Consider the following 16,248-nt stretch of genomic DNA (forward strand, 5'->3'; position numbering starts at 1 on the left):
GTTACTCGTCGTCAAGGCTGTACGGCAGTGGCAGGATATTCCATGTTTGATCAGGCTGCGCGGTCAGTCGCAGCTGAACATCGTCATCAAGGTTGTTTGGCAGTACCATCAAACCAATCGCTCGGTTATCAGCAAATTGATAGACGTTTAATAGTCGGCCTGCGCCACGCCAGTTCTCACCCACGCTACGCTCTAGTTCAATTGGGTTCTCTAGAGACAATACCTCTGCTGTCGTTCCTGAAACAATGCGCATCTCACGCTTGTTCATGCCACGGTACTTAGCACGAGCAACCGTTTCTTGACCTGTGTAACAGCCTTTTGAAAAGCTGATACCGCCAATCGCTTGCAGGTTAAGCGCTTGAGGGATGTGCTCGTTTTGCTCTGCTTTCGATAGGTTAGGCTGAGCATCAAGAATTTCATGATATTGCCAAAGTGTTTCTGATACTTTCTCCGCAGCGCTGTTTGATACCAAGGCTTCAGCGGCTTCTTCTGTCACAAGTAGAGCCCAGCGGTTATCTGCAACTTGAACCGCTGTACCACCAGAGATAGCACGCACATTACCTTGGCTTTCTGAAATAGAATCAATGTATTGATTAGCTGACGAACCCATCACACCGATAACAACGTCAGACGTTTGCTCGATATCGACCTTAGAGAACACCGCGTACTTCTTGATTTCAACGAGCTCGACTTCAATCGCTGATTTAGGTTGCATGAGTGCGTAGCCACCGTTGTGGTGGAACAAACGAAAGATACTCCATACCTTTCCTTTTGCATCACAGTGCGCGCCTAATGTGGATTCATCATTAGGAAGAGTGACGACATCGCACGTTACTTGACCCTGTAGGTACGACTTTTTGTCATCGCCTATCATGGTAATTGCACTCCAGTCTGATACGTGTGTCATCATCAGTTCTGGAAGCGATTCATTTTGCGTATGAGCGAGTGGCTGAAATATGTTTTTCCAATCCATTTTATCTTTCCTAAGAATTTTATTTGGCTCTATGTTAATCCGGTTCTGTTTCTTTGTCAGCCTAGGTTTTTTTGTGAGCTTAGATAGGGACTGTGACTCACATAGTAGTTGCAGGGCGTATGACTTGTTACACTCCGAGAAAGAAAAATTATAGGTGAGGATAGCCAATGTACACTGCAGAGCAGAAAGCACGAATTAAATGGGGTTGCCGTCGCGGCATGTTAGAACTTGATGTAGTCATCATGCCATTTTTCGAAGAGTGTTTTGATTCATTGCAAGAGCAGGAACAGCGCGAGTTTGTTTCTCTATTAGAGTGTGATGATCCAGATTTGTTTACTTGGGTAATGGGCCACGGACGCAGTGAAAACCTAGGCCATGCATCAATGGTTGATAAAATTGTCGCACACAACCTCAGCAAGGTTCGTTAAGCTTCAGCTTAACCCTTCGTATTCCGCATTATTTGCAAAAGGCACTATTTTTGGGTGCCTTTTGTTTTTCATCGTCCTGTCTTCTATTCCACTTGCCGCCAGCCTTTATTGCTTAGCTTTAATGATCCGCTTGTTCAGAAACAATCATGTGATTCTAAATAGTGTCTATGGGTGTTTTGATTACAGAGAGGATGGTGATATTCGACTCAATGACCGAACTTACCGACTCAAGTCCGTTGATAAGATCTGGGCGCAGTTCTTCGTTAAATTGCAGTTTGAATGTGGGCACTCGGTACTGCTTTGGCGGGACAGCTGTTGCGAGCGAGAATATCGCCATTTTCTGGCGAACTTACAACGAGCGCGCTAGAGAAGCCAAACTATTCGATGAAAGAAAGTATTAGATAAAAGAAAGCGTTAGACAAAAGAAAAGGGAGCACTCGGCTCCTTTTCGTTTAATCATTTTCCGCTGACGGCTAATTCGCTAAGCACGTTTAACCAATTATTATGATTGGCGTTTCTCTGGCGTCAGAATCGTTGGGCCACTGTCTTCTGCAAGTTCAGGGTAATCCAACGTGTAGTGGAGGCCGCGGCTCTCTTTACGTTGCATTGCACAACGAACCATTAGCTCTGCCACTTGTAGCAAGTTACGCAGTTCTAATAGGTTATTCGAAACCTTGAAGTAGCTGTAGTACTCATGAGTTTCTTGTTGCAGCATCTGAATGCGACGCAATGCTCGCTCTAGTCGTTTATCCGTTCGAACAATGCCCATGTAATCCCACATGAATAGGCGCAGTTCGTGCCAGTTGTGTTGAATGATAACTTCTTCATCACTGTTGGTGACCTGGCTTTCATCCCATGCTGGCAGTTCAGCGCACAGTTGAGATTGGTCGATGTTCTCAACGATATCTTTTGCTGCTGCCCATGCGTAAACCACACACTCAAGCAGTGAGTTAGAAGCCATTCGGTTTGCACCGTGTAAGCCGGTGTAGCTCACTTCGCCAATCGCATACAAGTTCGTTAGGTCGGTTTGACCCTGCTTATTCACCATGACACCACCACACGTGTAGTGAGCGGCTGGTACGATAGGGATCGGCTCTTTGGTCATGTCGATGCCCAAGTCCATCAAGCGAGTATGGATCATCGGGAAGTGCGCTGTGATGAATTCTTCAGGCTTGTGGCTGATATCAACATACATACAGTCGGCACCTAAGCGCTTCATTTCGAAGTCAATTGCACGAGCAACCACATCACGTGGCGCCAGTTCACCGCGCTCATCGAAGTCCTTCATAAAGCGAGAACCATCTGGACGACGCAAGTAAGCACCTTCACCACGCAGTGCTTCCGTTAGTAGGAAGTTACGCGCTTCTGGGTGGAATAAACAAGTTGGGTGGAACTGGTTGAACTCAAGGTTTGCCACACGACAACCCGCACGCCAAGCGATAGCAATACCATCACCTGAAGAAACATCTGGGTTAGAGGTGTATTGGTAAACCTTTGAAGCGCCGCCTGTTGCTAATACAACAAACTTAGCGCGCACGGTTTCAACATGTTCTTGGTTACGGTTCCAAATGTAGGCACCGATCACCTTGTCTTTTGAACCACCAATCTTATCTTCCGTGATCAAATCCAGCGCATTGTGGCGCTCGAAGATCTCGATATTTGGGTGGTTGTTGACGTTATCTTGTAGTGAGGTTTGCATCGCCATGCCAGTTGCATCGGCAGCGTGCAGAATTCTGCGGTGACTGTGGCCACCCTCACGAGTGAGGTGATATTTTGGTTGGCCTTCTGTGCTGTTCTCATCTTTATCAAATGGAACACCACCATCAATCAGCCATTGCACACACTCTTTCGCATTTTCAGCAATGAATTGAACTGTATCTTCTTCGCATAACCCAGCCCCAGCGATTTGAGTATCCTCTACATGAGACTCAATACTGTCCGACTCATCGAACACCGCGGCGATACCACCTTGTGCGTAATACGTCGATCCTTCGCTGCGTGGTCCTTTGCTTAATACAATTACTTTTGCATGTTCTGCTACGCGTAAGGCTAATGACAAGCCTGCCGCACCACTTCCTACCACTAATACATCACACTGATGTTCACGGTTTGCGTTCATAAAACTTATTAAATCCCGGGCTATAGTCGAGTTGTCCACTCTCAATTGACTTTGTCTTGTTTTAGGAGTTTGGCTAAGACTGTTATAATCTCTCCAGAGTCATCCTTAAACGCTATGCAAAATCAATATATAGACAGCTATCTAGAAATATTTAATTGCTCAATACCATTGCTTTTGCTCAAGTTTCCCCAAATTGATAGGGATAGCTATTTTTATTACATCACATTGTGAAACAATAATGGCAAATAATTTTAAGAAAGTTGGAACTTTCGGTATTTGGCTTAGTCACAATAGTGCTCTTGTAGACGGTGGTGTCAATACTACATTTCGCATAATTAGTACCCATATCTGTGAAGGTGAGGGTTATAACAATAGGAGTACCCGCTCGAATGAACGAGCAGCTAACCGATCAAGTGTTGATTGAGCGAGTTCAGAGTGGAGATAAGCAGGCATTTAACTTACTAGTGGTTAAGTATCAAAACAAAGTTTGTAATCTTATCTCTCGATACGTGAATAATTCCGGTGATGTACCTGATGTAGCACAAGAAGCTTTTATTAAAGCTTACCGCGCGATACCTAACTTTCGTGGCGAGAGTGCCTTCTATACATGGTTATACCGAATTGCCGTGAACACCGCTAAAAATCATATCGTTGCCCAAAGCCGTAGGCCGCCAGCAACCGATGTAGATGCAGAAGATGCAGAATATTACGAAACAGGCAGCGCGTTAAAAGAAATATCGAACCCTGAGAACTTAACGCTGTCTAAAGAATTGAAACAAGTTGTTTTTGGAGCGATTGAAGCGCTACCAGAAGACTTAAAAACTGCAATGACGTTGCGAGAGCTCGAAGGTTTGAGCTACGAAGAGATTGCAGAAGTAATGGATTGCCCTGTAGGAACCGTACGTTCGCGTATTTTCCGAGCTCGTGAAGCGGTGGAAAAGAAAATCAAACCTCTTTTGCAACGCTAGAACTTGTAATAATTATGGTGAAAATAATGGCTGATAAAGAAAAGCTTTCGGCACTCATGGATGGTGAAACGATCGATAAAGCTCTCATTGTAGATCTAGAATCTGATCAAGAAAGCATGGATACTTGGCAGAGTTACCATTTAATTGGTGATGTTATGCGTGGGGATTCGCCAGAAACTCCAGAGTGGAACATTGCTAATAGTGTAGCGGCAGCGCTTGAGAACGAGCCTGCACATGGTTCAATGTCGAACCTGCACCAAGTGAATGTTGAACCTACTGTTGCTCCAATTGAAGAGCAACCTAAACCTCAGCAAGCGAAGCGTCAGCTTCCGGCGTGGTTACAACAGTTTGGACAAGTTGCCGTGGCAGCGTGTGTTTCATTAGCCGTTGTATTAGGTGTTCAACAATATGGTGGTAGCGACCCTGCAGCACCAGAGCAGTTGCCTGTACTCCAGACGATTCCATTTGCCGGTTCTGCGGAACCAGTAAGTTTAACGCGTGACTCTGTTGAGAAACCAGCATCTGAAGCTAACTTGCAAGAGCAGCGCAAACGCGTTCATGCATTGTTAGAAGATTATGAGCTGCAGCTAAGATTAAACAGTGATGCATCGCCAATGCAAGATGCACATCTAGAATCGGACATTGAATGAAGAAAATCCTGGTCAGTGCACTGACACTGTTCAGCTTGATGTCTCCAACAGCCTTTGCAGAGGAAACCACTGCAAAGGCCTTGTTGCATCAAATGAACGAGGCCAGTCAGCATCTAAATTACGAACTCTCCTACATTTTGATAAAGAAGAGCAGTATTGAGCCTCTTGTTTATCGCCATGCGGTTAACGACGACCAACAACTTGCACACCTTGTTTATCTAAGCGGCCCTGTTCGTGAAGTCATTCGACGTGGCAACGAAGTTAGCTACATCGAGCCGGGTACAGAGCCATTTACGATTCAGTCAGGCAGCATGGTTGCGCCTGTTATTCCGATGATTAATCGAGATATCGAATCTCTGAATCAGTACTACGACTTTGTGAAAGTTGGTCGCTCTCGTGAAGCAGGTAGCACCACTCAAGTGCTGCGTGTCGTGCCGAAAGATGGCCTTCGCTACTCTTACGTGGTTTGGGTAGACGAAAAAACCAATCTTCCTTTGCGTGCCGACCTTTTGGATCGTGATGGCGAAGTGCTTGAACAGTACCGCACTATCTCTTACGTGGTGAACGATAAGATTGCTGAGGCTATGGGTGGCTTGAGCCAAGCTCAATTGCCGAAAGTTTTATCATTACCGGAAGGCTTAGTGAGTGAAACTAACTGGCAAGCGTCGTGGATTCCTGAAGGGTTTAAATCAAAAGAGCTTAGCCGCTATCAAATGGCTGCGACCGATAAAATGGTTGAAAGTCAGCTTTTCAGTGATGGACTGTTTAACTTTTCGGTTTATATCGCGGAAAAAGATGAGCATTCATTGAAAGGGCAGCTGGTGCGTCAAGGGCGTAGAACCTTGCACAGCTTAGTGATTGGCGATAAAGAGATCTCTGTGGTTGGTGACATTCCGCCGGCAACTGCAAAACGTATTGCTCAGTCAGTTACATTTAATAAATCGGTACAAGCGCAATGATGACCGCGCTGGCGACCGTTAGCTCGGTTGAACAAAAAGGTAAGCAATACTTTGTTCAATTGAGCTGCGAACAACAAACCAGTTGTAGCAGCTGTTCTTCTCAAAAAAACTGCGGTACGGGTATTGTGACCAAGGCTGTTGGCAATAAATCTTTGTTTTGGCAGCTTAAAACCAAAAGCTTAGTCAAAGCTGGACAAATCGTAGAAATTGGCTTTCCAGAAAAAAGCCTACTTCAGTCGGCGGCGATTGTTTATCTCATCCCACTTTTCATGTTGATGATTGGTGCTGGTTTTGGGCAACTCTTGTTACAACCCTTACTCCAGGGGGGCGAGGGCATTGTTATCTTAAGTGCAGCACTGTTTACTGCTGGTGGGATTGCCTTAGCGAAGCGGTTAGCCAAACCCATGGAAGACAAATCCAAGCAAGAAGTCGTCTTGATTCGAATCCTAGGTGAGTCTCTCGTCTAATTTATGATGCTTCTTGCCCTTAAATTGGGTAGAATCTGCCAACTTGATTGAAATGCCGCCACCAATGCTGACTGTAGATTGGACGCGTCGCGGCTTTCTTATTATCCCTATTCAAAGAGTTTAGTCACACCAAGCCTATGAAGCACATTCGTAATTTTTCGATTATCGCCCACATCGACCACGGTAAGTCGACCCTTTCTGACCGCTTAATCCAAGTTTGTGGAGGATTAAGTGAACGTGAGATGGCAGCTCAAGTCCTCGATTCTATGGATATAGAACGCGAGCGTGGTATTACAATTAAAGCGCAGAGTGTGACTTTAGATTACAAAGCTAAAGATGGTGAAACTTACCAACTTAACTTTATCGACACTCCTGGACACGTAGACTTCTCTTACGAAGTATCTCGTTCTCTAGCGGCTTGTGAAGGCGCACTACTTGTAGTGGATGCTGGCCAAGGTGTTGAAGCACAAACTCTAGCAAACTGTTACACAGCAATCGAAATGGAACTGGAAGTAGTGCCAATCTTGAACAAGATTGACCTACCAGCTGCTGAACCAGAACGTGTTGCTGAAGAAATCGAAGAGATCGTTGGCATCGATGCGATGGAAGCGACTCGCTGTTCTGCGAAAACAGGTTTGGGTGTTGATGATGTTCTAGAAAACATCGTGACGGCAATCCCGCCACCGGAAGGTGATCCTGAAGCGCCTCTACAAGCGTTGATCATTGACTCTTGGTTCGATAACTACCTTGGCGTAGTTTCTTTGGTTCGTATCAAAAACGGTAAGCTGAAGAAGAACGATAAGATCAAAGTAATGTCGACAGACCAAGTATGGGGTGTTGACCGTCTAGGTATCTTCACGCCTAAGCAAATCGATACTACAGAGCTAAATACTGGCGAAGTAGGTTGGGTTGTTTGTGGTATTAAAGACATCCTAGGTGCACCGGTTGGTGATACGTTGACGCTTGCAAAAGGCGGCAGCACTGAACGTCTACCTGGTTTCCAAAAAGTGAAGCCTCAGGTATACGCTGGTCTATTCCCTGTATCATCTGATGACTACGAAAACTTCCGTGACGCGTTAGGCAAATTAAGCCTGAACGATGCATCACTGTTCTTTGAACCAGAAAGTTCAGCAGCACTTGGTTTTGGTTTCCGTTGTGGCTTCTTAGGAATGCTTCACATGGAGATCATCCAAGAGCGTCTAGAGCGTGAATACGACCTAGACCTAATTACGACTGCACCAACAGTAGTATATGAAGTTGTAAAAACAGATAAAACGGTTCTGTACGTTGATAGCCCGGCTAAACTGCCAGCAGTTAATGACCTAGAAGAAATTCGCGAACCAATTGCACGCTGTAATATTCTGGTACCTTCTGATTACCTAGGTAACGTAATTACACTGTGTGTTGAGAAGCGTGGCGTACAAGTCGACATGGTTTACCACGGTAACCAAGTTGCTGTGACGTATGATCTTCCTATGGCAGAAGTCGTTCTAGACTTCTTCGACCGTCTGAAGTCAACGTCTCGCGGTTACGCATCATTGGATTACAACTTCCAACGCTACGAGCCATCAAACATGGTACGTGTCGACGTATTGCTGAATGGCGAAACCGTTGATGCATTAGCGATCATTACGCATAAAGATATTGCCCAGTCTCGTGGTCGTCTACTGGTAGAGAAGATGAAAGAATTCATCCCTCGTCAGATGTTCGATATCGCGATTCAAGCAGCGATTGGTAACCACATCATTGCTCGTTCTACAGTGAAACAACTGCGTAAGAACGTAATCGCAAAATGTTATGGTGGTGATATCAGTCGTAAGAAGAAACTTCTTAAGAAACAAAAAGAAGGTAAGAAGCGTATGAAGCAGATCGGTAACGTTGAACTGCCTCAAGAAGCTTTCCTTGCAATCCTTCATGTTGGAAAAGACTAACTTTATCCAGCATTAAACGAATAATTTAGAGTGAAAGAGTAGCTCGCTACTCTTTCACTTTCGTTATTTTTAAAGAAATGAAATTTAAGGGATATCAATGGCTAACACATTTTCGCTTATCTTAGTGATCGTAACTCTAGTAACCGGCATTGTATGGGCGTTGGAAAAGTTTGTGTGGGCGAAGAAGCGCCAGCAAAAGCTTGCTGACGTTGAAGCACAATCGAATGGCCTAGACGCTGAAATCAGCGCAAAAGTTACGGCTCAGCCTTGGTGGGTTGAGAACAGTGTGTCCATTTTCCCGGTAATTGCATTTGTTTTGATCTTGCGTTCATTCATCTATGAACCGTTTCAAATCCCTTCTGGCTCGATGATGCCAACCCTTTTGGTTGGTGATTTCATCTTGGTAGAGAAGTACGCGTACGGTCTGAAAGACCCAGTATGGCGAACTCAATTGGTAGAAACAGGCAAACCAGAACGCGGTGACTCAATCGTATTTAAGTATCCACCTCAGCCGAACATTGACTACATTAAGCGTGTTGTCGGTATGCCAGGTGATACGATTCGCTACAGCAGTCGTAAAGAGATCTGTATTCAGGCGAAGGGTACAAGTAGCTGTGAACCAGTGAAACTAAGTAACGTTGAAGAAAGTCAATTTATTCAAGATGGTGTGCCTCTGATTCAGCTGAACGAACAGCTTGGAGACGTAGAGCACCAGATTTTAGTTAACCCATTACGTCGTGATCGTGTGCAAGCATATCAGCCTCGCAATGGAGTTAATGAATGGGTCGTTCCAGAAGGCCAGTACTTTGTGATGGGTGATAACCGTGACAACAGTGCCGATAGCCGTTACTGGGGCTTTGTCCCTGAAGCAAACCTTGTTGGTAAGGCTGTTGCTATTTGGATCAGCTTCGAATTCGAACGCGGTTCAGACAGTATACTTCCAACATGGATTCCTACTGGTGTGCGTTTTAATCGCATCGGTGGGATTCATTAATCGATCACATAACACATCGAGAGAGCATGAATTCTCCAATTGATAAACTAGAGAGAAAGATTGGCTATCAGTTTAATGATGCCGATCTTATCCACTTGGCGCTGACTCACCGCAGCGCCGCAGGTAAACATAACGAACGTCTTGAGTTTCTGGGCGATTCAATTTTAAGTTTTGTTATCGCTGATGATCTTTACCACCGTTTTCCTAAGGTAAACGAAGGTGATATGAGCCGCATGCGCGCAACATTAGTACGTGGTCATACATTGGCAGAACTAGGTCGTGAATTCGAACTAGGAGATTACTTAAAATTAGGTCCAGGTGAGTTGAAGAGTGGCGGTTTCCGTCGTGATTCTATTCTAGCGGATGCGGTTGAAGCGGTCATCGGCGCTGTCTATTTAGATAGTGATACCGAGACGGTTCGCGGCATTATTTTAAGCTGGTACCAATCTCGCCTAGATGCTATTCAGCCTGGAGTATCTCAAAAAGATCCGAAAACTCGCCTACAAGAGTTTTTGCAAGGTCGAAGAAATCCTCTACCTGTCTACACAGTGACTAATATTAAAGGTGAAGCACACAACCAAGAGTTTACGGTTGAGTGTGAAGTGGCAGGTGTGGATAAACCTGTTATCGGTAAAGGCACTAGCCGCCGCAAGGCAGAACAAGCGGCTGCTGAAACAGCATTAGAGCAACTAAGCAATGTCTGATAACAACCAAGATTTCGATATCGATGCATTCTTTTCATCTGATAGCAAAAAAACAGGCCTACCGGAAAACCAACACTGTGGCTTCATCGCTATTGTCGGTCGCCCAAATGTAGGTAAGTCGACGCTTCTGAACCATATTCTGGGTCAGAAGATTTCTATTACATCACGTAAACCACAGACGACACGTCACCGTATTATGGGCGTTGAAACTGAGGGTGATTACCAAGCGATCTTTGTTGATACTCCTGGACTTCATATTGAAGAAAAGCGTGCCATCAACCGCTTGATGAACCGTGCGGCGAACAGCTCATTGAGTGATGTAAACCTAGTATTCTTCCTTGTCGATGGTACTCACTGGACTGACGACGATGAGATGGTTCTGAACAAACTGAAGAAGACTGACTTCCCAGTTGTACTTTGCATCAACAAAGTAGATAACGTTCAAGACCGTACTAACGTGATGCAGCACATGATGGAAGTCTCTAAGAAGATGGACTTCATTGATGTAGTGCCAATCTCAGCGAAGCAAGGTAAAAATATTGATGTACTGCGTAAGCACGTACGTGAACATTTACCTAAAGCGACACACCACTTCCCTGAAGAATACGTGACTGATCGCTCGCAACGTTTTATGGCCTCTGAAATTATCCGTGAAAAGCTGATGCGCTTTACGGGTGACGAGCTACCTTACTCGGTAACGGTTGAAATCGAACGTTTCGATTACAACCCAGATAACGATGGCTTCCACATCAATGCACTGATTCTTGTTGAGCGTACAGGCCAGAAGAAAATGGTGATTGGTAAAGCGGGCGAGAAGATCAAAACGATTGGTCGTGAAGCGCGTATCGATATGGAAGAGCTATTCGGCCGTAAGGTTTACCTAGAGACTTGGGTCAAGGTTAAATCTGGCTGGGCTGATGATGAGCGTGCACTTCGCTCGTTAGGCTACATCGACGATCTATAATATATTGAACGTCACTTTCTGAGATTAAGAAAGTTGAACTGAAGATAAACCCAAGAGAGAGTGCGAACTCTCTCTTTTTGTATCTGTAATAAGGGTAAGTGATTGAGCGAAGGGTTACAGCGATGCTTTGTGTTGCACCGTCGACCATACAGTGAGTCGAGCCTGATCTTGGACGTCTTCAGCGAAGAGTTCGGTCGGGTGACGTTGATGTCTAAAGGCGCTCGCAGCAAGCGTTCCAATTTGAAAGGTGCATTACAACCTTTTACGCCGCTATTGCTTAAGTGGTCTGGTAATGGTTCGATGAAAACCTTACGCCAAGCTGAACCCATCAGCTTGGGGCTCCCTCTCGCCGGTATTAATCTGTATTCAGGCATGTACGTGAACGAGCTTATCGGTCGGGTATTGATGGCGGAAGTACCGATGCCTGCACTTTTTCACGACTATCTTCATGCTTTAACAGAGCTGGCGCATAATGATAATCCTGAGCCAGCACTGCGTCGCTTTGAGCTGGCTCTATTATCTGCTATGGGTTACGGCGTCGACTTTTTACACTGCGCGGGCACTGGCGAAGCGATTGATCCGAGCATGACTTATCGCTATCGAGAGCAGAAAGGTTTCATCGCTTCAGTACGTCGAGATAACCTGACTTTTATGGGCGATGAACTTATTGCAATCAGCGAACGTAGGTTTATCACTAAAGAGCAGTTAAAAGCGGCAAAACGCTTTACACGCATAGCCTTAAAGCCGTATCTTGGCGGCAAACCATTAAAAAGTAGAGAGCTATTTATGCCAACAATAGCCCTCTCCAGAGCACGGAGTATTGGAAAATGAGCTCAATCCTTTTAGGCGTTAATATCGACCATATTGCAACACTACGTAATGCACGTGGTACTAAATACCCAGATCCAGTACACGCAGCTGAAATCGCTGAACGTGCTGGTGCAGATGGCATTACTATTCACCTGCGTGAAGACCGTCGTCACATCGTTGATCGCGATGTGCGTATTCTGGCTGAAACACTTCAAACTCGCATGAACTTGGAGATGGCCGTAACGGACGAGATGGTTCAAATTGCACTCGATACTAATCCTGAGTTTGTTTGTCTGGTTCCTGAAAAACGTGAAGAGCTAACCACTGAAGGTGGCTTGGACGTAGTTGGTCAACTAGAGAAGATCAAAGCGGCGACACAAAAACTGTCTGCAGCAGGTATCAAGGTATCTCTGTTTATCGATGCTGACCGTGAGCAAATCGATGCTGCAAAAGCGTGTGGCGCACCGTTCATTGAACTGCACACGGGTCACTATGCTGATGCTAAGACAGAAGAAGATCAACAAGACGAGCTTAAGAAGATCGCAGCAGGCGCAAGCTATGCAGATGACTTAGGTATCACAGTCAATGCGGGTCATGGTCTGACTTACCACAACGTAGCACCGATTGCGGCACTTCCAGAGATCTACGAGCTGAACATCGGTCACTCGATCATGGGACGTGCAGTGTTTGATGGCTTAAACAAAGCCGTTGCAGACATGAAAGCAATCATGGAAACAGCACGTAACAACGCTTAGTTCGGCAAGTCGTCGGCACTAAGCGATGTACAGTTAATCATTAGACAGAAGTTAAGTAGTAGAGGAAACATGGCAGTTGTTGGATTAGGTACAGATATCGCAGAAATCGAACGTGTCGAGAAGGCGCTGTCGCGAAGTGGCGACGCTTTTGCTCAGCGTATTTTGACGGATTCTGAGTTTGAAGTATTCCAACAGTTGAAGCAAAAAGGCCGTTACCTTGCAAAACGTTTTGCTGCTAAAGAAGCTGCATCTAAGGCGTTAGGTACGGGGATTGCGCTGGGTGTTACCTTCCACGACTTTGAGATTTCAAACGATGAGCATGGTAAGCCAGTATTGAGCTTACACAAGAAAGCGCGTGAAATCGCAGAGGCGAATGGCACAACATCGATTCATCTGACTATCTCGGATGAGCGTCACTACGCTGTGGCAACGGTGTTACTCGAATCGTAAACAGATTATCGCGACTTTATATCTAGTGCTCTTGGCTCTAGACAGAAAAAAGCAGAGCTCATGAGCTCTGCTTTTTTATTGGCGGGTAAACCCTCTAAAGAATACTAGTGAGTAACAAGTACCCGCTAGGCCTTCGCCTGTTTCAAGTAGTGAATCGCGGTTGCTTGAACCTTATCTAATTCATCCTGAAGCTCGAAAAGCTCAGGTTCAATGTCTTCAACAGAAGTACCTGAACGCAGCTCTTTCTCTATTGTCGCACATACCGATTTTAGCCTTGGTACGCCGCTGTACGAGCTGCTGCCATGCATCTTGTGAATGATGTGTATCAGCTCTTCAACTGGATAGTCACTGTCTTCTATCGCTTTGTCTGCTGCCTCATACACCTCTGGAATAAAGTCGACGAGCATTTGCAGCATATCGCGTGCGAGGTCTTCTTTATTGGCGGCTTGTTTCATCGCAGCTTGCCAATCAATGATGATGTTTGTGTGCACGCTGGCTTCAGTTTCTGACACCGGAACGTTGTCGACTTCAGCAGAGACCGCTGGGTGGTCTGGATCTATTTTTTCGATGAGCTCAACCTCAGAGGTCGAGCTCCAATGAATCAGAACCTGCTGTAAAACATGCTCTTCAATAGGTTTGGTTAGGTAGTCATCCATGCCCGCTTCAAGCAGTCGATCTCGTTCGCCAATCATTGCATGTGCGGTCACGGCAATTACAGGTGTATTCGCATTGTTCGCCAGTTTTTTGATGTTCTGACAAGCGGTTACACCGTCCATCTGTGGCATTTGAATATCCATGAAGATGATATCAAATGGCGTCTCTGTCGCTTTGTCTATCGCCTGCTGACCACTGGTACAACTGATGACGGTTTCTACACGCTCTTTAAGCAGCGCGGTAATCAACTTAAGGTTGGCTGGGTTGTCGTCTACTGCCATCACAGTAAGCGGTAACTTCTCTTCAGAATGCGTTTCAATCGCTGGTGCAATCAAGGTAGGTGCCTGATTCGATACCAGAGTTTGCAGCAACTTCTTACGAGAAAGAGGCTTGGTGATGCACTGAACATCGACCTCTTTCATTAGTTGCTCACCCAACGCTAGCTCGGTACTTGGTGTACCAATAATCACGTTTTGAGCAATCTTCTTCGCACCGATCGCCCAACCACTCACAGTATCAAATTGATACTCTTGGTTGGCGGCTAGGTTAAGCAGAACGTAGTCATACGAGGTCGTCTCATCTGGCATCACCGAACGATACGTTACCACTAAGCCTTCTTGGGTTAGGATTTGCTGAGTAATCGATGCCGCTTGCATGTTTGGCTCGATAAGCAGCAGTTGTTTGTCTTGCAGACACTGCGTCTCAATCAGCTCTGTCATCGGCATATCAGTCGTTGATAGTCTCAAGGTGAACCAGAAGGTAGAGCCTTGGTGAAGACGACTGGTTAGGCTGATCTCTCCGCCCATTTGGCTGACCAGTTTTTGGGTGATAACCAGACCTAAGCCTGTACCGCCGTAACGACGAGAGATACTTGCATCGGCTTGGCTGAAAGCTTGGAAAAGCTGAGCTTGTTGACGCTCAGAAATACCAATACCCGTATCGCGAACCATGAATTGCAGCTCGATGTTGTCTTCACTTTGTGAGCGAAGCTCAACGCTGATATCAATGTTGCCGCGTTCGGTAAACTTGATTGAGTTACCAACAAGGTTGGTTAGGATCTGCTGAATACGCAGTGGATCGCCCACCACACCTGGCGGTACTTTAGGGTCGATCTTCAGTGTCAGTTCTAGGCCTTTCTCATGAGCGTTGGTTGCTTGAAGGTTTACTACCTCTTCAAGGCTGGCTTGGAATTCAAATGGGATGTTCTCTAGGGCTAATTTACCGGCTTCAAGTTTCGAGAAGTCCAAGATATCGTTGATGATGCTAAGCAGGTTGTTTGCCGAGCGTTCAATGGTTTGTAGGTAATCGGTTTGACTGTTCGATAGGTGAGTCTTGAGCATTTGACGAGTAAAGCCAATCACACCGTTCAGCGGCGTTCTCAATTCGTGAGACATATTCGCTAAGAACTCAGACTTAACACGAGCCGCTTCTTGAGCGCGTTTCTTCGCGATGTCTAACTCAACGTTTTGAATCTCTAGCTGTTCAAGAGTTTCACGCAAATCTGATGTGGCCTGGTCGATACTGTGCTGCATCTCGACGTGATACTCTGATAGCGATACCGCCATCGCATTGATACCGTTTTTCAGCGAGTCTAGCTCACCATGCATCTTACCTTCGATACGCACATCTAGGTGACCTCGACGAATTCGGTCGACCATGTTTTTCATGTGTGTGATCGGTTGAGTGACATCGTGCATTAAGCGGAACGCAAACACGCCCGATAAACCAAGCCCGAGAATCAACACTAAGAATGCAGAGAACACTTCTTGATATTGCTGCAATCGAAGTGATGAAAGATCTAATTCAATCGCAATGTAGCCGATCGCTTGATTAGCTTGAGACTGACCGTTGGCTGAATTGATGTACTGGCCTTCGGCGATGATAGGTGTCCGCAGAATCAGCGTATTATCGAGAAGGTTCGATGAGCTTAAATGCGGGATCGGTTTATCTTTGGGGTAGGTCAGGCTTTCAAAATCGGGGTGGAAGTTTGAGGTTACAAACAACTCATGACGCTCATCAAACACCGCGATACTGCGCACTAGCTTAGAATTCTTTCGATGCGCATAGCTAATAAGCTGACGAACAGACTCTCGACTTTCGAGCTTCATGCCTGATTCACTCGCAATCGCAAGTGGCTCAATGATGCTAGTACCAGTGTTAACCACTTGACCTTCAAGGTCTTGATAGCGGTTAAATGAGAAAAATGCACTCAATAGCAACCCAATAATCAGGGTTGGAGCTAGAGTTAAGGTAATTACACGGGCTCTTAAGCCATATCTGGTCATGTTCTTTAATTACATCGAGGTCTGGATATGGGAAAATAACGCACACAATGGCGGTTAAGTGAACGGTAAGCTTAATCAAAGCCGTGACGTTCGACAATGATTCCAAGACATAATAGTGAGTCCTGGATACCAATTAC

The 16,248-nt window shown here is 45.6% G+C and carries 16 protein-coding genes; 13 read left to right on the plus strand and 3 right to left on the minus strand.

What is annotated here, in order from left to right; all coding sequences use genetic code 11:
* Position 1: 1 nt before the first annotated feature.
* Positions 2-973 (minus strand): tRNA-modifying protein YgfZ, encoded by a 972-nt coding sequence (gene ygfZ, locus AB6D93_RS19470; protein ID WP_017070455.1) that lies wholly within the window; start codon positions 971-973, stop codon positions 2-4.
* Between the two features lie 167 nt (positions 974-1,140).
* Between ygfZ and AB6D93_RS19475 the strand changes: the two genes are divergently transcribed.
* Both AB6D93_RS19475 and AB6D93_RS19480 read left to right on the plus strand, forming a co-directional pair.
* Entirely contained in the window at positions 1,141-1,401 is a 261-nt protein-coding gene (locus AB6D93_RS19475) for a succinate dehydrogenase assembly factor 2 (RefSeq protein WP_004735374.1), read from the plus strand.
* The gene (locus AB6D93_RS19480; RefSeq protein ID WP_346763705.1) at positions 1,349-1,768 is read left to right on the plus strand and encodes a protein YgfX; all 420 of its coding nucleotides are present in this window, start codon (positions 1,349-1,351) and stop codon (positions 1,766-1,768) included. The genes AB6D93_RS19475 and AB6D93_RS19480 overlap by 53 nt, the downstream gene beginning before the upstream one ends.
* 135 nt (positions 1,769-1,903) lie before the next feature.
* Here the strand turns inward: AB6D93_RS19480 and nadB are convergent, their stop codons facing one another.
* Positions 1,904-3,520: an L-aspartate oxidase gene (gene nadB / locus AB6D93_RS19485; protein ID WP_017059049.1), complete on the minus strand. Its 1,617-nt coding sequence runs from the start codon at positions 3,518-3,520 to the stop codon at positions 1,904-1,906.
* 389 nt (positions 3,521-3,909) lie between these two features.
* On the opposite strand from nadB, the gene rpoE reads away from it, so the two are divergent.
* The 11 genes from rpoE (at position 3,910) to acpS (ending at position 13,172) form a co-directional block, all read left to right on the plus strand.
* A complete protein-coding gene (gene rpoE / locus AB6D93_RS19490; protein ID WP_008223963.1) occupies positions 3,910-4,488 on the plus strand; it encodes an RNA polymerase sigma factor RpoE in 579 nt (192 codons plus the stop codon).
* Positions 4,489-4,514: 26 nt separating this feature from the next.
* Positions 4,515-5,138, plus strand: coding sequence for a sigma-E factor negative regulatory protein (locus tag AB6D93_RS19495; RefSeq protein ID WP_017063205.1), 624 nt, complete (start codon positions 4,515-4,517; stop codon positions 5,136-5,138).
* Positions 5,135-6,097, plus strand: coding sequence for a sigma-E factor regulatory protein RseB (gene rseB / locus AB6D93_RS19500; RefSeq protein WP_017059047.1), 963 nt, complete (start codon positions 5,135-5,137; stop codon positions 6,095-6,097). Before AB6D93_RS19495 ends, rseB begins: the two co-directional genes overlap by 4 nt.
* Positions 6,094-6,564 (plus strand): SoxR reducing system RseC family protein, encoded by a 471-nt coding sequence (locus AB6D93_RS19505; protein ID WP_017059046.1) that lies wholly within the window; start codon positions 6,094-6,096, stop codon positions 6,562-6,564. The genes rseB and AB6D93_RS19505 overlap by 4 nt, the downstream gene beginning before the upstream one ends.
* A gap of 137 nt (positions 6,565-6,701) precedes the next feature.
* A complete protein-coding gene (gene lepA / locus AB6D93_RS19510) occupies positions 6,702-8,495 on the plus strand; it encodes a translation elongation factor 4 (protein ID WP_017059045.1) in 1,794 nt (597 codons plus the stop codon).
* Positions 8,496-8,592: 97 nt separating this feature from the next.
* Positions 8,593-9,489, plus strand: a complete 897-nt coding sequence (lepB, locus tag AB6D93_RS19515) for a signal peptidase I (protein WP_016792824.1) — start codon at positions 8,593-8,595, stop codon at positions 9,487-9,489.
* 26 nt (positions 9,490-9,515) lie between these two features.
* Positions 9,516-10,193, plus strand: coding sequence for a ribonuclease III (gene rnc / locus AB6D93_RS19520; RefSeq protein ID WP_017066012.1), 678 nt, complete (start codon positions 9,516-9,518; stop codon positions 10,191-10,193).
* Entirely contained in the window at positions 10,186-11,157 is a 972-nt protein-coding gene (gene era / locus AB6D93_RS19525) for a GTPase Era (RefSeq protein WP_017059042.1), read from the plus strand. Before rnc ends, era begins: the two co-directional genes overlap by 8 nt.
* A gap of 102 nt (positions 11,158-11,259) precedes the next feature.
* A complete protein-coding gene (gene recO / locus AB6D93_RS19530; RefSeq protein ID WP_019826299.1) occupies positions 11,260-11,988 on the plus strand; it encodes a DNA repair protein RecO in 729 nt (242 codons plus the stop codon).
* Positions 11,985-12,722 carry a pyridoxine 5'-phosphate synthase gene (pdxJ, locus tag AB6D93_RS19535; RefSeq protein WP_017059040.1) on the plus strand — a complete coding sequence of 246 codons (738 nt, stop codon included), beginning with the start codon at positions 11,985-11,987 and terminating at the stop codon, positions 12,720-12,722. Before recO ends, pdxJ begins: the two co-directional genes overlap by 4 nt.
* 69 nt (positions 12,723-12,791) lie before the next feature.
* On the plus strand, positions 12,792-13,172 hold the full coding sequence (gene acpS / locus AB6D93_RS19540; RefSeq protein ID WP_017059039.1) for a holo-ACP synthase: 381 nt from the start codon (positions 12,792-12,794) through the stop codon (positions 13,170-13,172).
* Positions 13,173-13,297: 125 nt separating this feature from the next.
* Here the strand turns inward: acpS and barA are convergent, their stop codons facing one another.
* Positions 13,298-16,111, minus strand: coding sequence for a two-component sensor histidine kinase BarA (gene barA, locus AB6D93_RS19545; RefSeq protein WP_102333134.1), 2,814 nt, complete (start codon positions 16,109-16,111; stop codon positions 13,298-13,300).
* Positions 16,112-16,248 lie beyond the last annotated feature (137 nt).

The organism is Vibrio sp. 10N.247.310.23 (assembly GCF_041467155.1).
Classification (GTDB): domain Bacteria; phylum Pseudomonadota; class Gammaproteobacteria; order Enterobacterales; family Vibrionaceae; genus Vibrio; species Vibrio crassostreae_C.